11 protein-coding genes and 1 pseudogene are annotated in these 21,894 nt (G+C 45.2%); 5 read left to right on the top strand and 7 right to left on the bottom strand.

From position 1 onward, the window contains the following. Positions 1-374: 374 nt before the first annotated feature. Positions 375-560, top strand: a complete 186-nt coding sequence (locus EL210_RS02880; RefSeq protein ID WP_018920651.1) for a hypothetical protein — start codon at positions 375-377, stop codon at positions 558-560. 270 nt (positions 561-830) lie between these two features. Here the strand turns inward: EL210_RS02880 and EL210_RS02885 are convergent, their stop codons facing one another. Continuing rightward, positions 831-2,492 carry a nucleoside kinase gene (locus tag EL210_RS02885; RefSeq protein WP_026285970.1) on the bottom strand — a complete coding sequence of 554 codons (1,662 nt, stop codon included), beginning with the start codon at positions 2,490-2,492 and terminating at the stop codon, positions 831-833. A 128-nt stretch (positions 2,493-2,620) separates the two neighbouring features. Between EL210_RS02885 and EL210_RS02890 the strand changes: the two genes are divergently transcribed. Further along, positions 2,621-4,330: a Na/Pi cotransporter family protein gene (locus EL210_RS02890; RefSeq protein ID WP_025879674.1), complete on the top strand. Its 1,710-nt coding sequence runs from the start codon at positions 2,621-2,623 to the stop codon at positions 4,328-4,330. Between the two features lie 523 nt (positions 4,331-4,853). Here the strand turns inward: EL210_RS02890 and EL210_RS02895 are convergent. Further along, a pseudogene (locus EL210_RS02895) lies at positions 4,854-5,758 on the bottom strand (lyase family protein); the annotation flags it as partial. A 654-nt stretch (positions 5,759-6,412) separates the two neighbouring features. Between EL210_RS02895 and EL210_RS02900 the strand changes: the two are divergent. The 3 genes from EL210_RS02900 (at position 6,413) to EL210_RS02910 (ending at position 12,206) form a co-directional block, all read left to right on the top strand. Beyond that, positions 6,413-7,492, top strand: coding sequence for an efflux RND transporter periplasmic adaptor subunit (locus EL210_RS02900; RefSeq protein WP_018920654.1), 1,080 nt, complete (start codon positions 6,413-6,415; stop codon positions 7,490-7,492). 117 nt (positions 7,493-7,609) lie between these two features. Further along, complete coding sequence (locus EL210_RS02905; RefSeq protein WP_018920655.1) at positions 7,610-10,798, top strand: efflux RND transporter permease subunit; 3,189 nt, start codon at positions 7,610-7,612, stop codon at positions 10,796-10,798. After that, positions 10,782-12,206, top strand: coding sequence for a TolC family protein (locus EL210_RS02910; RefSeq protein WP_018920656.1), 1,425 nt, complete (start codon positions 10,782-10,784; stop codon positions 12,204-12,206). Before EL210_RS02905 ends, EL210_RS02910 begins: the two co-directional genes overlap by 17 nt. Before the next feature lie 339 nt (positions 12,207-12,545). Here EL210_RS02910 and metG read toward each other — a convergent pair whose 3' ends face one another. From metG to EL210_RS02935, 5 genes are all read right to left on the bottom strand, one after another. After that, the gene (metG, locus tag EL210_RS02915) at positions 12,546-14,609 is read right to left on the bottom strand and encodes a methionine--tRNA ligase (RefSeq protein ID WP_018920658.1); all 2,064 of its coding nucleotides are present in this window, start codon (positions 14,607-14,609) and stop codon (positions 12,546-12,548) included. A gap of 114 nt (positions 14,610-14,723) precedes the next feature. After that, complete coding sequence (locus tag EL210_RS02920) at positions 14,724-16,913, bottom strand: glutamine synthetase III family protein (RefSeq protein WP_025879671.1); 2,190 nt, start codon at positions 16,911-16,913, stop codon at positions 14,724-14,726. Between the two features lie 268 nt (positions 16,914-17,181). Then, the gene (locus tag EL210_RS02925; protein WP_004372876.1) at positions 17,182-17,361 is read right to left on the bottom strand and encodes a DUF4250 domain-containing protein; all 180 of its coding nucleotides are present in this window, start codon (positions 17,359-17,361) and stop codon (positions 17,182-17,184) included. A 662-nt stretch (positions 17,362-18,023) separates the two neighbouring features. Beyond that, a complete protein-coding gene (locus EL210_RS02930) occupies positions 18,024-20,135 on the bottom strand; it encodes a S46 family peptidase (protein ID WP_026285971.1) in 2,112 nt (703 codons plus the stop codon). Positions 20,136-20,242: 107 nt separating this feature from the next. Then, the gene (locus tag EL210_RS02935; protein WP_018920661.1) at positions 20,243-21,736 is read right to left on the bottom strand and encodes an oligosaccharide flippase family protein; all 1,494 of its coding nucleotides are present in this window, start codon (positions 21,734-21,736) and stop codon (positions 20,243-20,245) included. Between the last annotated feature and the right edge of the window lie 158 nt (positions 21,737-21,894).

Consider the following 21,894-nt stretch of genomic DNA (forward strand, 5'->3'; position numbering starts at 1 on the left):
ACGTGTGATTTTCAAACCCGGTACGGGTTTTGTTTTTTCCAATTACGTAGAAGATAAGAAAAAGCTGAACCCGTTCCGGGTTCACTTCATGCGTCTATTCAATCCCCACGTAGGCTCACTTCGCTCGCCAACATGGGGCTTTCAAAAACATAACTCGTACCGAGTTGCGAATATGGAAAACGAAACACATATTACAAATACAAGACTTTTAAGAGTACAACTCGTACCGAGTTGCAAATATGGAAAACGACAACACATATTATAAATATAAGACTTTTAAGAGTACAATCCATACCGAGTTGCGAAAATGGAAAACGAAACACATATTATAAATACAAGACTTTTAAGAGCATAACTCGCACCGAGTTGCAAATATGGGAAACGACAACACATATTATAAATATAAGACTTTTAAGAGTACAATCCATACCGAATTGCTCTCCCACCTCTCTCCTGTTATTTTGCCACATGGTCATTATGATGAAACAATAGGGTGGAGATCACCGCGCTATTTGCGTCAGATGGCATGGCAAGATGAGGCAAGTGATGAGGTCATTTGATGCAAATCACCGCGTTTTTCAGCGTGATTTGACCTCAAAATTTGCTCTTAGTCTCATAACCGATTGACTGTTAATGCGTTGCAAGCTATCAGAAAACAGTGCGTATTTTGAACGAGGAAGGCTCTTGTTTCAAATACGCCAAGCATTGAAGAGCATTTGTAAAGACTCTTGAAAAGATTTAACCTATTTTCTGCTTCCTGTGATTATGACACGGCAGACAGGGCAAGAAGAAAGCCAAGGGGAAACCTCCCTTGGCCCAACAAAAGTTTTCTAATACTTGAACGAGCTGCCTCCGAGAAACTCTCTCAGCAGCGATGTGGGAGGAATGTCACGGTTGCTGATGGGCTTGAAATACTTCAGGAACTTCAGTAAACGATAGGCTTCGCTATACTCCGAGGCTGTTTCGGGCACCTGTTCAAGCAGCGGTTCGGCCTGCGTTTTCAGCACTGCAAGTTCGAAAAGCATAGCCGTGTTGAACACAGCATCGGCATTTTCCTGATAAGGGAATATCCACTTGTTCTCTCCCGAGCGTACCGACGGCCACCGACGAATGGTCTCCTGTGCCGTGACTCCACGGTATTTGTTGTCGCGAACGATGCGACGCAGGAGGCGGTTATCGGTTGTTGGAATATAGTTATGATCGTCGAGGAGTATCGTTGTCAGTGCCGAAGCATAGACACGAAACTTCTGTTGCTCCGGTATCTGGGCCGTCAGCTCGGGGTTCAAGGCGTGAATACCTTCCACAACAAGCACGTTGTGATTACTCATTTTGAGCCGTTTGCCACTCTTTTCACTCTTTCCTGACTGGAAATTATACTTTGGAAGCTCCACCTCTTCACCGCGGAAAAGGGCATTGAACTGCTCGTTGATGAGTTTCAGATTGAGTGCATAGATACTCTCATAGTCATATTCTCCCTTGGCATCCTTAGGCGTGTCATCGCGGTTGACGAAGTAGTCGTCAAGGCTTATCTGCAATGGTTTGATGCCATTGGCCAGCAACTGAACCGACAACCGCTTGCAGGTGGTGGTCTTTCCCGACGAAGAAGGCCCTGCCAGAAGCACCAACTTCACACCCTTTCTGTTGGCTATTTCGTCGGCAATGAGTGCAATCTTCTTCTCTTGCAGAGCCTCGCTGACGTTGATTAAGTCTGTAGCGTGGCCCGTAGTGACGGCTTCATTGAAGTCGCCTACAGTGCGGACACCGAGAATTTCCTGCCATCTGTGGTGCTCCTTGAATATCTCAAACATCTTGTCTTGCCTGATAATCTCGGGCAAAACCCCTGGATTTTCAATCGAAGGGATGCGCAACAGCAGACCGTCATAGTATTTGTCAAGTCCGAAGAGATAGAGACTTCGCGTGTTGGTCAGCAGCGAACCATAATAAAAGTCCACGTAATCATCAATTTCATAATAGGTAGTGTAGAGCTTTCCTGCACTCTCCAAGAGTTTGGCCTTAGCCTCATCGCCCCGGTCTCTGAACATCTTTATCGCCTGTTCTGCCGGCACTTCGAAGCGTTTCACAGGCATATGAGCATCGATAATCTCCTGCATGCGTCGGCAAATGCGGTCTACATCGGTCTGTTCTACAGGGTGACCAAGTTGCAGATTGACGTAATAGCCATTGGAAACAGGGATATCTATGATGACATAACTCTTGGGATAAAGGTCGTGAACAGCCTTACAGAGCACGAAAAACAATGTCCGTGTGTAGTTGCGCGAAGCTGAAGGAGAATGCATGTCAAGGAATTCCACATCCTTACTGTGGTAGACCCGATAGTGCATTCCTTCCACTTTGTTGTTCACCTTGGCGCAGATTGGGCCGTAAGGCATTGGGAGATTAAATTGCGAAAAAATATCAGAAAGTGTGCTTCCGATAGCTACTTTTTCAGTTTTTTTATTATTTTTGCAACGTATTTGTACTGCCTGTTTCATATCGTTTCCATTTTTATATAATGTGAAGTGTGTTATGGTTTGCGTGAGCGTGATGCATATCAAACCGTTCAAAGATAGGAAAAAGTTGGCAGACTGCATGACGCTGACATTACAAATTAATTAAAAATATGTCGATTTGGATAATTTTTAGGCTCATAGGTGCACTTGCATTGCTGATGTTCGGTATGAAATCAATGAGCGACAGTTTGCAGAAGATGGCGGGCCCACAGCTTCGTCATGTCCTTGGAGCAATGACAACAAACCGCTTTACAGGTATTCTTACGGGTACATTCATCACTGCTGCAGTGCAGAGTTCGACCGCAACGACGGTGATGACCGTGTCGTTTGTCAACGCCGGACTGCTCACCTTGGCACAAGCCATCTCGGTAATCATGGGTGCAAACATCGGTACTACGTTGACCGCTTGGATTATGAGTGCCGGCTTCTCATTTAATATCACCGACTTTGTATGGCCTGCTTTCTTCATCGCTATTATCCTTATCTACTCTAAGAAGCGCAAGATTATCGGCGATTTCATCTTCGGTGTCTCGTTCATGTTCCTCGGATTGGGAACTCTCCGACAAACAGGTATCGACATGGATCTGGCACATAACCAGCCCGTTCTCGACTTCTTTGCCTCTTTCGACCCTAATAGTTTCGTCACAACTATAGTGTTTTTGCTCATCGGTAGCGTGCTGACAATGTGCGTTCAGAGTTCAGCGGCAATCATGGCAATAACGATGATCCTCTGTTCGAGTGGCGTTTTACCTATCTATCAGGGTATAGCTTTGGTGATGGGAGAGAACATTGGAACCACAGTTACTTCCAACATTGCTGCTCTCACGGCTAATACGCAAGCGCGACGAGCTGCTTTTGCCCACATGTTCTTCAATGTTTTCGGTGTCATTTGGATGCTGTTGGTCTTCAAACCCTTCATCAATATGGTGTGCGGTTTCGTTGGTTTCGATGAATTCATGACCAAAGGTGACCCCCATTTCTTAGCCAACGTAGCCAAGCTGAGCTTTGTTCTTGCGGCTTTCCATACTATATTCAACATCACCAACACATGTATTCTGGTGGGCTTTATCAAGCAGATTGAAAAGATAGTCTGCTTCGTTATCAAGCCTAAGGCACAAGCCGACGAAGATGAATTCCGCCTGCATTTCATCCAGACGGGTATCATGAAGACCCCCGAACTCTCTGTTCTTGAGGCCCAAAAAGAAATAACCAGCTTCGCAGAGCGCATTCATCGCATGTTCGGAATGGTGCAGACACTGCTCATAGAAAAGGATGAGAAAGCCTTTCTAAAGGTATATAGCCGCATTGAAAAATACGAAGGAATCAGCGACAACATGGAAGTTGAGATCGCAAACTACCTGAATGAAGTGAGCGATTCGCATCTGAGCGACGAGACCAAGGCTAAGATCAGAGCCATGCTTCGTGAGATAAGCGAGATAGAAAGTATCGGAGACAGCTGCTTCAACATGGCCCGCACGATTAATCGGCGCTTTACAAGCAAGGAAGATTTCACTCCCCAGCAGTATGAACACATTCATCAGATGTTCAATCTGACGAATAATGCGCTTGAACAAATGAACTACATGTTCAATCACACCCGTGAAACCATCGACGTGAACCATTCATTCAACATCGAGAATGAAATCAACAACTATCGCGATCAGCTGCGAACACAGAACATTAATGATGTCAATTCACATGCCTATACCTACACTATCGGCACGATGTACATGGATCTTATCCAGGAATGTGAGAAACTTGGCGACTATGTTGTTAATGTAGTTGAGGCACGAATGAATACCAAACAGCGAGAGGTGTAAGGTAAACATGGAACCACAACTACGCTATTCCCCCTCGCTATGTGTGAATAGTTATGCCATGAATTTATGGAAATTACATTATGAAATCTACATATCAACGCCATAAACGTTGTGCAGTTGATAACCCAGGGTTGCCAAACGATAGTGCAGGCTCCCCTGGGTTATTATGTATTTTATGGGGAACAATGGTCATCGGTGTTGCGCTTTCCCTCTTAAGTCACTATTAAATCATGGCGTAAAATGATGCAAATTGTCGTGTGATTTGCCGTATTTAACCGCATGGAATGACGCATTTCAGCCATTTATCGCACCTTTTTCACATTCTCTTCTGACTACTTTTATTCTTTGTTATATTCCTAATAAGCTTCGTCTTCCATGACTTTCACAGGCTAAATAATTAAAGAAGGCATAGTGAATTGCAATATACAAGTAGATGGTCTGGTTAAAGAGGCGAGACTATAAGCATAAAAAAGAGGCTTCAGGGATAATTTCTTGCAGCCTCTTTTCTTTTGAAGCAGATCATTTATTTAATGAACTTATGCGATGCAAGCATATTCTTTGGGTTGAGAGCTTCGTCAAGTTCTTCTTTCGATAGTAAGCCTTTTTCGAGTACAATGTCGTAAACGGAGCGGTTAGTCTCAAGGGCTTCCTTCGCAACCTTTGTGCTATTCTTGTATCCAATGTATGGATTGAGCGCAGTAACGATGCCGATTGAGTTCTTAACCATTTCGTAACAACGCTCTTTGTTGACTGTAATGCCGAGCACACATTCCTCAGTTAACGTGTCAACAGCATTGTGAAGCCACCATAAACTCTCGAAGAGACACTCGGTGATTACAGGCTCCATAACGTTCAAATCAAGTTGACCTGCCTCGGCAGCAAACGTTACTGTGGCATCGTTTCCAAAGACTTTAAAGCATACTTGATTAGTAACTTCTGGGATGATGGGATTGACTTTACCCGGCATAATCGATAACCTGGGCCCTTAGGAGACAGATTTATCTCGTTAAGACCACAGCGCGGACCAGATGCCATGAGGCGGAAGTCGTTGCAAATCTTAGAGAGTTTCACTGCCAAACGCTTCAAAGCACCACTGAAACTGACGTAAGCGCCGGTGTCAGGAGTAGCTTCTACAAGGTCGATTGCAGACACAAAAGGTTCTCCTGTGAGTTTACTTAAGTTGGCAGCACATAGCTTTGCAAAGCCCGGTACAGCGTTTAGACCTGTTCCAATGGCTGTACCGCCCATGTTAATCTCATGTAAGAGTTTGATGTTTCGTTCTATATTGAGAATTTCTTCCTCAAGATTGTTGACATAAGCATTAAACTCTTGGCCCGCCGTCATAGGTACTGCATCCTGCAATTGGGTACGTCCCATCTTCAAAACATCCTTGAACTCTTCGCCCTTATAACGCAAAGCGCTGATTAATTTTGCTTTGATTACCTCATTGTTCAGCGCTGATGCGCAGTACGATTCACGTTGAAAAGCACCCTTTCCTATCGTGAGAAAGAACAACAACGACAACGCATTCGGCAGAGAAATTAACTGAGATAATGCCATATAAGCAATGATAGCGTTTTATAGAAACAAACTTTTTGTCTCGTTCTTAAATATAAAGATAAACGAGAAATATCAGGACTCATTTACAAAATCCTGTATTGTTTTTATAAAAAAGCAAACAAAACATCTTATTTTCTCAAAGAAGTTATGGGAGCATTTCAGTTGTATGATATAATGCTTAGCGTTTTATTTCAGCACGATGTAAGCCGAATGATAACCCATGCCAAATCCAAAGATAAGGGGATTAAAGTTGGATTAAAAAACACAACAAGTGAAGCGTGCTCACAATTCCTATGATTTTGTAGTGTAATCTGTGTCAAAAGACACAATGAAATGAGTCGGATTGCGAGATGATTAACCTCACTTTACATTATGTGAAAAATGAGTTAAAGAAGTGATTAATTCCTATCTATTAAATCTTTTTAATGATAGATTTACGGCAAACTACTTAAAATATCTATAAATTTGTATTTAATTCTTGAATCATTAGTAAAAGATAATCGGATAACCCATTAGTTAGGTATGAAGAAAGAGATGCTGTTGATGGCTATCATCACATTGATTGTAGTCACAGGATGCCGCAAAAACAAGGAAAACAGCGACCAAACGGTCTACGCAGTAACGTCTCCTTGGGTAACCAATACACAAGTTTCAAAGGACTATGTGGCCCATATTGAATCGCGAAAAAACATAGAAGTACGCGCGCAGCAGGAGGGAATCTTGCAGCAAGTCTATGTCACTGAAGGACAACAGGTGCGAGCCGGTCAGCCGCTTTTCCGCATTTCGATTGTTGGAGCGCAACAAAATGTGGCGCGGGCAAAGGCAGAAGCCGAGCAAGCACGCATTGAACTGCAAAACACAACAACGCTAACGAGGGGGCAAATTGTTTCGCCCAACGCACAAAAGATGGCCAAAGCGAAGCTCAATGCAGCCTTGGCAGATTATAAATTGGCACAGATTCAAGCACGATTATGCTTAATCAGCGCCCCATTTACAGGCGTTATAGGAAGTCTTCCGAAAAAGATTGGAAGCTTAGTGCAGGGAGGTGACTTGCTCACTACACTATCCGACAACTCGTCACTCAACGTATATTTCAACATCTCTGAACCCGAATATATAGACTATCAGCAACATTCTGCCGAACGAAACAAACTTCCTTTGACGCTGATTCTTGCCAATGGAAGCGCCTTTTCGGCTAAAGGCTACATCCAAAACATAGCTGGTGAGTTTGACAGTAGCTCTGGAAATATAGCTCTTCGCGCCCACTTTGCCAATCCGAAAGGCTTGCTTCGCAATGGCGAAACAGGCACAGTGCGCATCAATATGCCTTTACACAACGTGTTGGTAATCCCACAACAGGCCACGTATGAAGAGGAAGACCGCCGCTATGTGTTTGTTGTTGATGGCGCAGGCTATGCACATTCACGTGAGATTAAAGTGGCATTTGAACAACCAGAGGTGTTTATTATCGCCGAAGGAGTAACTGCCAACGACAAGATTCTATTGAGTGGAGTGCAGAAAGTGCATGATGGTCAACACGTAAAGACGCGTTATTACACACCGAGTGAAGCCATGAAACGTGTTCAACTGAATGCCGACTAAGGCTTTCAGGTGGCTTTTCATCACGCTTTACAACCGGAAAAAGTTCTCACACCATATTATTTCATGATGAGAACAACCATTTATAAGAAGAAAAAAAGACGCTAATAAACAGTCAATATGTTTCAAAAGTTTATTCGAAGACCAGTACTTGCCATCGTTGTTTCATTGGTAATCGTCTTCATTGGCATTCTTTCGCTGTTCAATTTACCCATTACTCAGTTCCCATCTATATCCCCTCCAAAGGTTAATGTGGTAGCCGATTATCCGGGAGCCAACAATGAACTGATGATTAAGTCAGTGCTTATACCTCTTGAACAGGCACTGAATGGCGTGCCGGGAATGAAGTATATCGAGTCGGATGCAGGCAATGACGGCGAAGGAGAGATAAACATTGTCTTCAAACTCGGTACAGATCCAAACGTGGATGCCATCAATGTGCAAAACCGAGTGTCGGCAGCGACCAACAAACTACCGCCAGCTGTTGTGCGCGAAGGAGTGAAAATATCTCGTGAGGAGCCTAATATCCTCATGTATATCAACCTATATAGCGATGATCCTAAAGTCGATCAGAACTTCCTTTTCAATTATGCGGACATCAATATCTCCCCAGAACTCGCCCGCGTTGATGGCGTTGGAGATCTTGATATCCTTGGAACGAGGAGCTTTGCCATGCGTGTTTGGCTCAAGCCTGATAAGCTTACGGCCTATGGTTTGTCTGCAAGCGACATCACAGATGCCTTACAACAACAGAGCATTGAAGCCTCTCCAGGCAAGCTTGGGGAAAGTTCGGGCAAGCATGCACAAAGCTTTGAGTATGTGTTGAAGTATCCGGGACGTTATACAACGCCTGAAGAGTATAGCAATATTGTCGTGAAATCAACTCCTGATGGGCAATTTATTAGACTCAAAGATGTAGCAGATGTGAGCCTCGGGAGTGAGGTTTATGACATATATTCTACGTTGAATGGTCACCCGTCTGCAGCCATAACACTGAAACAAGCCTATGGATCGAACGCGCGACAAGTTATTCAGAACGTCAAGAAAACTATGGCTCACCTTCAAAAAGACATGCCAAAGGGCATGCATTATGAGTTGAGTTACGACATCAGTAGATTCCTTGATGCCTCTATAGAAAAGGTAATTCACACGCTGTTTGAAGCCTTTATACTCGTTGGTTTCGTTGTATTCTTGTTCCTTGGAGACTGGCGTTCTGCCCTCATTCCATGTCTTGCAGTCCCTGTTTCGTTAATAGGTAGCTTCGCAGTCATGAATGCTTTCGGCATAACGCTTAACATGATATCGCTCTTTGCCTTAGTAATGGCGATTGGAATCGTGGTCGATGATGCCATTGTGGTAATCGAAGCGGTCAATGTGAAGATAGCCCAAGAAGGCTTAGAACCTTTGGAAGCCACGCAAAAGGCAATGAAAGAAATCAGTGGAGCCATAGTAGCCGTGACATTGGTTATGGCATCTGTGTTCATTCCTGTAGCCTTTATGGGTGGCCCAGAAGGCATGTTTTATCGGCAGTTTTCAATCACAATAGCTTCTGGAATCGTGCTTTCGGGCTTCACAGCCCTAACACTTACGCCCTCGCTTTGTGCGCTAATATTGACTCGGGAGCGTGATAACCACATCAAAAAGACGTGGCTTAATCGTGTACTTGATAAGTTTAATGCGGGCTTTGACAAAGGAATCGGCGGCTATCGCAACGTGCTTCAACGCACTGTTTCGAGGAAGATTATCACGCTTCCACTATTACTTTTGTTCTGCATTGGAGCCTTCTTTATCAACAATTCGTTACCTTCGGGCTTCATTCCTCAAGAAGATCAGGGTATGATTTATGCTGTAATTGAGACACCACCTGGTGCTACTATTGAGCGAACTAATAAGGTTGCACATCAACTTGCGAGTATAATTGCAAAGGAAGATGGCATAGAAAGTGTGTCTTCTTTGGCTGGATATGAGATCCTTTCTGAAGGAACCAGCGCCAACTCTGGTTCGTGTTTGATTAATCTTAAGCCTTGGAAGGAACGCAGTCGGACGGCAAAAGAGATCATCAATGACCTTGAAAACAAGTGCCAACAGATAACAGATGCCAACATAGAATTCTTCGAACCACCTTCTATTCCAGGCTATGGTGCGGCGTCAGGTTTCGAGCTTCGACTCCTCGATAAGACTGGAAGTAACGACTATCATGCTATGGAAAAGGTCAGCAAGAGCTTCGTTTCAGCTCTTAATAAGCGTCCAGAGATAGGCTCAGCCTTTACCTTTTACTCGGCCAGTTTCCCTCAATACATGCTTCGAGTAGATAATGATATTGCCGCACAAAAAGGCATTACACTCGGTACAGCCATGGATAATCTCTCCACATTGATTGGTTCTGACTACGAAACGGGCTTCGTTCGATTTGGTAAGCCCTATAAAGTCATCGTGCAAGCCGACCCAAAATATCGTGCTTTTCCACAAGACTTGATGCAGTTAAATGTTAAGAACAACCAAGGTGAAATGGTGCCTTATGCCGACTTCTTACACATGGAAAAGGTATATGGAATGAGTGAGATGACGCGGCATAATCTATATAATTCTGCCGAAGTTACAGGCTCAGCAGCAGCTGGATACAGTAGTGGTCAGGCCATCAAAGCTATCGAAGAGGTGGCTGCTTCGACGCTACCTCACGGCTATGATTACGATTTTGCCGGCATCACTAAAGACGAAGTAGACCAAGGAAACCAAGCGTTGATCATCTTTATTGTATGTCTAACGTTCGTCTATCTCATCCTTTCAGCACAATATGAGAACTTCCTTTTGCCACTACCAATCATTACTTGTCTACCCGCGGGCATCTGTGGAACGTTCATTTTCCTAAAACTCACGGGATTGGAAAACAACATCTACGCCCAAGTTGCTATGGTAATGCTGATTGGTTTGCTTGGAAAGAATGCAGTGTTAATGGTAGAATATGCCGTGCAACGCCACAACTTAGGTAAGAGTATACGTGCAGCGGCCATCGAAGGTGCGGCAGCTCGCTTCCGTCCTATACTCATGACATCGTTCGCTTTCATAGCCGGCTTGCTGCCATTAGTATTTGCTCATGGTGCAGGGGCTATTGGAAACCGAACCATTGGCACGGCAGCTGCAGGTGGAATGCTATTCGGAACATGCTTCGGACTCATTCTCGTTCCGGGATTGTATTATATCTTTGGGCGTATGGCCGACCATGTAAAGATGGTTCGTTACCAACGAAACAAGCCTTTGACAGAGGAGAAAGACAAACAATATAAACTTGAAAATGATGAAAAGAAATAATATTTTCCTTCTTATTCTGATTGCCATCGGAGTGTCATCTTGCAAGACTCCCCAAGCGACGCAAGTCAATAGCCGCACGCGTTTGCAGCTACCCACTCAATATAATGGTGATACGCTGACGGCGAAGACTACGCCTACATCATGGAAAATGTTTTTCACCGACCCACAACTCAAGGCACTTATCGACTCCGCTTTAGTCAATAATCAAGACTTAAAGATAACATTGCAGCAGATAGCTGTAGCAAAAAGCGGAATGATTGCAGCCAAAGGAGCCATGCTTCCATCGCTTTCCGTGGGGGCTGAAGTAGGAGTTAGCAAGGCCGGACGATACACAAGTGAGGGTGCCGGCAATGCTTCTACCGAGATGACTCCAGGAAAACTCATCCCCGATCCACTCATGAACTATCACCCTGGCTTTGCCTTTGACTGGGAACTCGACCTCTTTGGCAAGTTGAAGTCAAGCAAAAAAGCGGCTGTCGAGCGTTATTTGGCAACCTTAGAAGGCCAGAATGCCGTGCGCGCTTCATTGATTTCACAGGTCGCAAGCAATTATTATACCTTGTTGGCCTTAGATAACAAGCTCGCACTTATACGCAAATACATTGATCTTCAGCGTCAGGCGGAGAAGATAGCTGAGATACAAAAGGAGGCCGATAGCGACACTGAACTGGCTGTTGAGAAGTTCAAAGCAGAGCTTGCAAAGGCGCGTTCACAGGAGTTTGCATTGAAACAAGAGATTACCGAATGTGAAAATGCACTCAACTTACTGCTGGGTCGTTACCCAACGCCTATTCAACGAGACGCCAAACAGTTGTTGAATGAAGATGTGAAAACAATCGTTACAGGACTTCCTTCCAATCTCCTGAGCCACCGACCCGATATCCGTCAGGCTGAACATGAACTCGCTGCAGCTCATTGGGACGTTGAAACGGCGCGCAAAGCCTTCTTGCCTTCGGTGAACATTAGTGCCACTTTAGGACTTGAAGCCTTTAATCCTACCTACCTAACGCGTATGCCAAAGTCGCTCGCTTACAGTGTCGTGGGAGGACTAACTGCACCACTTATCAACCGAAAAGCTATCGAAGCAAACTTCCAACAGGCTGACGCCGCACAGCTACAAGCCTTATATGAATATGACAAAACACTGCTCACAGCTTATTCTGAGGTATGTACGCTGCTGTCAAAGAACAAGAATCTCGCCGCCTATTATGCGTTAAAAGAGGAAGAAGTAAAGACTTTGGAACACTCGGTTGAGGTGTCTCGTCAACTCTATATGAACGGACGAGCTACTTATCTCGATGTACTTGGGGCCGAACGCGATGCTCTTGATGCCCAAATGGAACTGCTTGAAACACGCCAACAGCAGCTTTCCTGTGTCGTAGACCTATATAGAAGTCTTGGAGAATAAGGCTCATCAGGCATAAAAGCAAATGATTTTTTGAAATGATTTGTGTCATATTATCGTGTGATTTGCCGTATTTTACCGCATGAAATGACGCAAATTGCATCGTAATTTGATGCTGATTACACACTGTTTTGACGCTGATTAAAGTGTCTTTTCGCACAGATTGCAAGACCTTTCGCCAAAAGGCATGAGAAAGGGGAAAGCCCGTTTGGACTTTCCCCGACACAAAGATAATGTTTTTGAGAGGCAAATGCAAATCTTGTTTGAATTTAATTTACAATCAATAGCCTGCAAACCGTTTTCCAAACTGTTGGAAAACGTGTAGGATGTTGCCTCTTGTTTCTATCCAACCTGGCTTCCAGGCTTCACCTTGTTGAGCGTTGTTGTGACGCAGAGACTGCCGTCAAAGTTGACAGCACTAAGGATCATCCCCTGACTTTCAATGCCCATCATCTTGCGAGGAGCAAAGTTTGCCACGAAAAGAACATCTTTACCGACGAGCTGTTCCGGCTCATAATAGGCTGCAATACCACTGAGAATGGTGCGGTCAGTGCCACTTCCGTCGTCGATAGTGAACTGCAGAAGCTTCTTGCTCTTCTTCACTTTCCGGCAGTCTTTGATGTGACCCACGCGGATATCCAATTTCTCAAAGTCGTCGAAAGCCACTTCTTTCTTTATCGGTTCGGCCTTATAAGCAGCCGCTTCATTGGCTTTCTTGGTGGCAGCAAGCTTGTCGAGCTGATACTGAATGACGTCATCTTCAATCTTATCAAACAGTAACTCTGGCTCTGCAAGCTGATGACCAGCCTTTAAGAGATTGGTGTTTCCAAGCTCACTCCAATCGAACGACTCCATATTGATAAGCTTTCGGAGCTTCTCTGAAGAGAAGGGAAGGAACGGTTCGAATGCAATGGCAAGGTTGGCAACTAATTGAAGCGAGATATAGAGAATGGTCTCAACGCGCTTCGGGTCGGTCTTCCACACCTTCCAAGGCTCACATTCGGTGATATATTTATTGCCGATGCGGGCTAAGTTCATGGCTTCTTTCTGTGCTTCGCGGAACTTAAAGACGTCAAGGTAGGCCTCAACCTTCTCTTTTACATCCTTGAATTCATTGAGTGCAGCACGGTCAACATCCTGCAATTCGCCACAAGCGGGAACCACACCTGCCCAGTATTTCTTCGTCAGTTGCAGGGCGCGGTTGACGAAGTTGCCGTAGATGGCTACGAGTTCTGAGTTGTTGCGTTCCTGAAAATCCTTCCAAGTGAAGTTGTTGTCCTTGGTTTCGGGAGCGTTTGCCGTAAGTACATAGCGCAGCACATCCTGCTTTCCAGGCAGCTCTTGCAAGTACTCGTGGAGCCAAACAGCCCAGTTGCGGCTCGTAGATATCTTGTCATCCTCGAGATTTAAGAACTCATTGGCCGGTACATTGTCGGGAAGTATGTAGTCACCATGGGCTTTAAGCATCGTCGGGAAGATGATACAGTGGAACACAATGTTGTCTTTTCCAATGAAATGTACTAAGCGGGTATCGGGATCTTTCCACCATTTCTCCCACGAACCAAACTTCTCCGGCTCATTGTCGCAAAGCTCCTTGGTGTTGCTGATGTAGCCAATCGGCGCATCAAACCATACATAAAGCACCTTGCCTTCAGCCCCTTCGACAGGCACAGGAATACCCCAGTCGAGGTCACGGGTCATTGCCCGTGGCTGAAGATCCATGTCGAGCCAGCTCTTGCACTGTCCATATACATTGGGACGCCACTCTTTATGCTCATCAAGTATCCACTTCTTGAGCCATCCCTGATAATCATTCAGTGGCAGATACCAGTTCTTTGTCTTGCGAACAACAGGCTTTGAACCCGAGATTGTAGAGTGGGGATTGATTAATTCCATTGGACTGAGGTCGCTTCCGCACTTCTCACATTGATCGCCATAAGCGTTCTGATTGTGGCAATGCGGGCATTCGCCCATGATATATCGGTCGGCAAGGAACTGATGTGCCTCTTCATCGTAATACTGTTCGCTCTCTTTTTCAATGAGTTTTCCCTCATCATAGAGCTTCTTGAAGAAGTCGCTGGCCAACTTACTGTGGGTTTTGCTCGTCGTTCGGCTATAGACATCAAAACTGATTCCAAAGTCCTCGAACGATTTTTTGATGAGTGTATGATAGCGGTCGCAGACATCCTGCGGTGTGATGCCCTCTTTCTTGGCACGCAGGGTGATAGGCACACCGTGCTCATCACTACCGCCAATGAAGACCACTTCCTGCTTTTTGAGTCGCAGATAGCGTACATAGATGTCGGCAGGAACGTACACTCCTGCCAAATGTCCAATGTGAACGCCACCGTTTGCATAAGGCAAAGCAGCGGTCACCGTGGTGCGTTTGAATTTCTTTTCTTCCATCTAATTCGTTGATTATTATTTCTTTGACTGCAAAATTACAACAAATCATGCGTAAAGCAAAGAAAACAAGGGAAATAATATGAGGTTTTCCCTTCTTCGTTTTCCACCTTTATATTATCTGATGAACAGCAGTTCGCGATACTTCGGCAGTGTCCAAAGCTCGTCACTGACCACAAGTTCGAGTTTATCTACTTGGTAACGGATGTCTGACATCTTGGGAGCAATGGTGTCATGATAGGCTATTGCTTTCTCACGTGCATCCTCTATGCGGTTTGCAACCTTACGGGAATTGACCAATTCTTCAACACCTGTCTCGATAATCTGTGTGCGATCAGCAATCTCCTTGATGATTTTGATGTTGCGTTCCGTAAGTTGTTTGCCCTCTTCCCGACCAAAGATGTCAATCATACTCTGCACATTCTTGGCCAATTGGCTTTGATAATGCGTGGCAACAGGCACGATATGGTTCATCACAAGGTCGCCCATGACGCGGGCTTCTATCTGTATCTTCTTCGTATAAGTCTCCCACTTAACCTCGTTTCTGGCCTCCAATTCGTTGCGTGTCATTACACCTGTCGACTCAAACATCCTCACACTGTCATCATCCAAGTAGCGATCGAAGCATACTGGGCACGAAGCTTCGCAGTCAAGTCCGCGTGACTTGGCCTCTTCTTTCCACTCATCGCTGTAACCGTTGCCGTCGAAACGAATGGGTTTGCAGGTCTTGATGTCTTCACGAATGACGTCGATAATGGCGCTGTTCTGGTCTTCTCCCTTGGCAATCAGCGCGTCAACACGCTGCTTGAAATCGGTTAAAGCCTCGGCAACAGCGGCATTAAGCACTATCATTGCACTCGCACAGTTGGCTTCACTGCCTACGGCGCGGAACTCAAAACGGTTACCTGTAAAGGCGAAAGGCGATGTTCGGTTGCGGTCAGTGTTGTCAATGAGCAGCTCAGGTATCTCCGGTATATCGAGTTTCATGCCTTTCTTACCGGCCACAGTGAACAGATCTTTCTTGTCAGCAAGTTCAATATGGTCGAGCAAATCAGTGAGTTGCTTGCCCAAAAAGGATGAAATGATAGCGGGAGGAGCCTCGTTTGCACCGAGTCTATGGTCGTTGGTAGCACTCATAACGCTGGCTTTAAGCAGTCCGTTATGGCGGTAGACGGCCATTAAGGTCTCAACGATGAACACCACAAAGCGCAGGTTATCCTCGGCCGTCTTGCCCGAACGATGAAGCAGGATGCCCGTGTCGGTGGTCAGACTCCAGTTGTTATGCTTGCCGCTTCCATTGATGCCATCGAATGGTTTCTCGTGCAGAAGCACCCTGAAACTATGTTTATGAGCCACCTTTTTCATCAGTCCCATCAAGAGCATATTATGGTCAACGGCAAGGTTACACTCCTCAAAAATCGGCGCCAACTCAAACTGACCGGGGGCCACTTCGTTATGTCTTGTCTTGCAGGGAATGCCGAGTTCGAGTGCCTGTCGCTCCAAATCCTGCATGAAAGCCTGCACTCTTTCGGGGATAGTACCGAAGTAATGGTCGTCCATTTGCTGGTTCTTGGCCGAGTCATGGCCCATTAATGTGCGACCGGTCAGCATCAAATCGGGACGCGTTGAATAGAGATCTTCGTCTACAAGGAAGTATTCCTGCTCCCAACCAAGGTTGGCCGACACCTTCTTTACATTCTTATTGAAATAATGACACACTGCCGTTGCCGCCACATTCACGGCATGGAGCGAGCGCAGAAGCGGTGCCTTGTAGTCTAAAGCCTCACCGGTATAGGAGATAAATATCGTTGGAATACACAGCGTATCATCGATAATGAACACCGGAGAGGTAGGATCCCAGGCGCTATATCCGCGAGCTTCGAAGGTGTTTCGAATGCCACCGTTGGGGAATGAAGAAGCATCCGGCTCCTGTTGTGCCAGCAGTTTGCCCGAAAACTCCTCAATCATACCACCCTTCCCGTCGTGTTCAACGAAGGCATCATGCTTCTCTGCCGTGCCTTCCGTAAGGGGTTGGAACCAATGGGTGTAGTGAGTGACGCCGTTTTCCATTGCCCATTGCTTCATGCCTGCAGCGACATCATCGGCAATTGAGCGGTCGAGCTGGGTGCCATTGTCTATCACATCTGTCAGTTTCTCATACACATGGAGGGGCAGATACTTATACATCTTCTGGCGATTGAACACTTTCTTCGCAAAGTATTCACTTGGACGTTCCTTTGTCGTCATTGATTCTAACGGACGTTTCTTAAACGCTTCAGCTACAGCCTCAAATCTTAAGTTTACCATTTTTCAGTTCTTTATGATGATTGTTGTTTCTTCTTGTCGTGCAACTTACTGTTGCAAATATACGCTTTTTCTTTTAACTTTGTCCTCCGCCTGATTGTATTTCGAGCTTGAAAACAGCCTTTTCATCGGCTTTCCGCCTTTCACATACACCTCAATCTTTTTGCCATTTCAGCATAAAACATAAAGTCCAGACTTCAAACTCCAATGTACAAAGCAAAACAAAAAAGACCCTCATGCTGCCATAAGAGTCCTTGTCATGTCGTTGTTATTACCAGAATTTATTGAGCTTCTTGTCATATTTGAAGCCAACGGCAGCTAACTTCTTTTCCAAATCGTCGCGACTGACGTTCATATCATCGCACAGTTCGTCGAGCGAACCATAGTTATCGCGCAGCAACATGTTGACTGCACTGAAAAGAATCATCGGGTCATTAGGTAATCTATCCATTCTACTTGCTTTTTGACTATACTTGTTTTCAATTGCAAAAATAACACAAATAATCCGTAATCAGCAACTTACAATTCATTATTATGCTTCATTTTAAAATAGATTTACATATGGCAGGCCTTCCCTGCAGGGTAGAGACATGAGGCCTCTACTGTCAACATTCTTCCTCGTTTTTAACACTTTTTCCCGCGACCAAACAGAAATCAAAACGCATTTTCCATGCTTCTGCAGTGCCTTTTCACTGCTTTCGCGAAGCCTTTTTATGGCTTTGATGCTCTCACTTCTGTTATTTTGCGCTGTAATCTGACGCTAATCACGTTGCTATCTGCATCAGATGGCATCGTAAAATGAAGCAAGTTATCGGTCATCTGACGTAAATTGCAACGCTTTTCAGCGTGATGATTCATCGTAATTTGGCTTTAACTATGTAAGAGTTTGACTGTCAATACCTTGCGAAAAAGTAAAAAACAACGCGTATTTGGAACGAAGACAGAGTTCGTTTCAAATACGCGAGTTTTATAAAGGCATTTGTAAAGAAGCTTGACGGATATTAACACATATTCCGTTTCTTGTGAGAATGGCGCTGCAGGCATGTCTCGTTGCTGAATGGGCAGCGCCATTGTGTTGTGTTTCCACATTCGAATGATGTGGAAACGAGACTGTTATTTTGCGCCAATTTCCTTGATGAGGTGGTCTGCATGGCCCCATTTGTCGATCATGTAGAGCACATAACGAATGTCAACGCCAATGCAGCGAGCCAGTCGGTTGTCGAAGTTGAGGTCGCTACTCAAGCTATCCCAGTTGCCATCGAAAGCCAAACCAATGAGTTCTCCCTTGCCATTAAACATCGGAGAACCAGAGTTTCCGCCTGTAATATCATTATTAGTTAGGAAGCAAAGTTGCATCTTTCCCGTCGTCTTGTCTTGGTAAGGGCCGAATGATTTCTCACTCATCAGCTGCTGCATAATAGGTTCTGCCTTATAATCGAATAGCCCGTTATCTCCCCGTTTCATCTTTTCGACGATGCTTTCTGCCATGGTATAGTACCCTGAAGGGCGTCCATCGAGGTCGAAACCACCTACTTGTCCATAGGATAAACGCATCGTAAAGTTGGCATCACTATAGTGAGGTAAGTCTTCTTCCATACGCAGTTTAGCCGCACAAAGCATTTGTTCCTGGTTGTCAATGCTATCTCGTGTCGCATCAAGGGCACGGTTAAACACCTCGCGCATTGCCTTGAGTTGTGTGCCATATTGTAGGCCGCCATCTTTCTTAATGGCTTTCTTTGTGACATAAACCTTGGCATCTTTCTTCATCAAAGCAGAGGTTTCCCAAAGATAGTTGACATATTTTTGATAGTCACCACCAAACTTTTTGTCGATGATTTGATAGAAAGCAGGAAGATATTTGGCATCAACATGTTCGCGATAGTTCTTTAACAACACGGCCTGTACATCCTTATCAAGAGACGCATCCCATGTGTTGCTGTTGTCAGCAAACGTCACATAATCGCCCTTTTTGTCTTTCTTTGTTGTTCCGGTCACGGCTTTCATGGCGCGAGTAGTAAGCTCGTTGGTGCGCAAAAAGGTTTCTTGAAAGTACATAGCTGCCTTTCTTGGTTCAAAGCGTTCATTGTAAAGGCGAGCCATTTTGTCGAAATCAAGCTGTCCTTTCAGATAGCCCGTAGAGTCCTGCCAATGGCGAATGATGTCCTCATAGTGTTGTTTTTGGGCAATCAGACCAATGGAGTCGATACATTTGTTCATGCCGATAGAGTTCTTCCAATAGTTCGCACTCTGCGCAAACTTGGAGTCATATTTGATGCGGACAGCCTCATCTGCACGCATGTGTCGGGTCATCACCTCCTGCTTCACGCCACGAACCTGCGCGCGAGGAGCATTCAGTGCGTCGCGACGTTCACGTATTCCATAACTTGAAAGATAGCGACTTGTGCTGCCGGGATAGCCCATTGTCATTGCAAAGTCGCCTTCCTTGTAACCTTGAAGACTTACAGCTGCCCAGTGTTTCGGGTGATAAGGCACATTATCTTTACTGTAGGCAGCGGGTCGGTTGTTCTTGTCAGCGTAGATTCTAAACACACTGAAGTCGCAAGTTTGACGCGGCCACATCCAATTATCGGTCTCTCCTCCGAACTTACCCATTGACTTCGGCACAGTGAAAACAAGTCTTAAGTCGGTAAAGTCCTGATAGGTTGTGGCGTAATATCGGTTGCCTTCATAGAAAGCATCAAGGTCAACGTGGAGCGTGGAGTCTTGTTTCTTGACCTCAGAAGTATAGGCATTCTGCAAGGAATCAAGCAGTTTGGTCTGATGTCTGCGGTCTAATGCGGCGAAACCAAGCTTCATCACCTCTTCGGTTACATCCTTCTGGCTGATCATAAAGCTGACAAACATGTCCTTGTTGGGCAGTTCTTCTTCATGATTTTCAGCCACAAAGCCGTTCAACATGTAGTCGTGTTCTACGGTAGAGTGGCTTCGAATGGCCTCAAAACCACAGTGGTGGTTGGTGAAAACGAGTCCGTCGGGACTGACAACAACGCCCGAACAGAAGCCAGAGAAGTTGACAACGCTGTTCTTGATGGCGTCGTTATTATTGTAAAGTGCGCCATAAGGCAACACAAATCCTTCGCCTTTCATCTGGTTATAGACGGCTTGTGGCAAGTTATAGAGCGTCCACATGCCCTCATCGGCATGCAAAGGTAGGCAGGTGAAAAGGTAAAAGGGGATGAGAACCCAAAGTAGTTTTTTCTTCATAAGAATGATTTTAGTAAATGTGGGAGCCTCCCCCGACCCCTCCAAAGGAGGGGAGTCCAGCCTAAAAGAGGCTTTGTTTATCGGTGAGGAAAGGCATTTATTGATGTTTATCTCTTGAACTTGTTTTTTATTTTGACTAAACTTGACAGGCTTAAATCGCGTTTCACAATCACCATGGCAAAGCAAATGATGAGTAAGGTGTTGACGGCAAGAGCTGCAAACATAGGAAGTCGGGCGTTGGAAACCGAGATAAGCGCGAATAGGAAGATTGCAATGAGCGTATAGATAGCGATGTCTTTGAGCGGATAACGAATGGGGTAATACTTCTGTCCGAATGCATAACTGAGCACCATACTAATAGCATACGATGCAAAACCGGCCCAAGCGCAGGCCCAATAGCTGAACTTTGGAATGAGCAGCAAGTCTACTCCAATCAGGATTACAGCGCCGATGCCACTGAAGTAGGCTCCCCAAATGGTCTTGTCGATAAGCTTATACCAGAAACTTAGGTTGAAGAAGATGCCAAACATGATTTCAGCGGCCATGACAATCGGGATGATTTGTAGTCCTTCCCAATAGCTTTTGCCCACGATATAGCGCAGAACATCCATGTAACCTATCACACAAAGGAACGCCAGAAGCGTGAAAATGATATAGAACTTCATGGCCTTGGCGTAGGTTTCTTTGTTGTTTTGATCTTTCGTCTGACTGAAAACGAAGGGTTCATAGGCATATCTGAACGCCTGAGTAATGAGTACCATGATCATCGCAAGCTTGATACAAGCTCCATAAATGCCTAATTGTGTGCGGGCATCTTGGGCACTTCCGTCATACATCCAAGGGAAGATTATCTGCGAAACTGTTTGGTTCAGCTGGCCCACCAAACCCATCACGAGCAACGGCCAGGTGTATTTCAGCATGCGTTTACAGGTAGCTTTGTCGAAAGGATTGCGGAAACCACGCAACTCTTTGCCTAAGAAGAAGAGCGTAAGTATGCTTCCTGCCAGCTCAATCCAGAACACCCAAACGACGTTCAAGCTGAAGTTTGCATCGTAAATTCCAAAGGGATTGAGTCTGAAATAAGGCAGAACAACGAGATAAAGCAACACGCCTACAATGTTGACTACAATGCTTATCATGCGCAAACAAACGAACTTTATCGGGCGATGTGCATGGCGAAGATAAGCCAAAGGAATGCAGATGAAGGCATCAACGGCCACACATGACGCCATGATCATAATGAATTCGTGGTGATCGGGATAGCCGATTGCATCAGAAATCGGGGTCAAGAATAACGCCACGAATGCGATGAAGAGCACAGAGGTGAATGCAACCATACGCAAAGCTGTGGCATATACTTTCTCGGCTTGCTCGCCCTGACGGTTCATGAAGCGGAAGAACGTCGTCTCCATGCCGTAAGTAAGCAGGATAATCAGCAAGGCCACATAAGCATAGATGTTGGTAATGATGCCGTATTGTCCGCCTGCAGCATTGAACTTTGCCGTCTCAATGGGCACTAAAAGATAACCAACGAAACGGGCTGCAATGGAACTTAATCCGTAGATTGCAGTGTCTTTAGCTAATGATTTTAAGTTTGCCATAACATAAACAAATTGAAACCTACCCCCAATCCCTCCCTAAGGGAGGGGAGTTCTAAATGGCGTGGGCTTCTGGTATCTTATATTTTTAATTTATTCTTAATGATGATATTTATTTGTTTTCTCTTTGAGTTCTCTTTCCTCTTGACCCGGATATCCGT

This window comes from Segatella oris (assembly GCF_900637655.1).
Lineage (GTDB): Bacteria > Bacteroidota > Bacteroidia > Bacteroidales > Bacteroidaceae > Prevotella > Prevotella oris.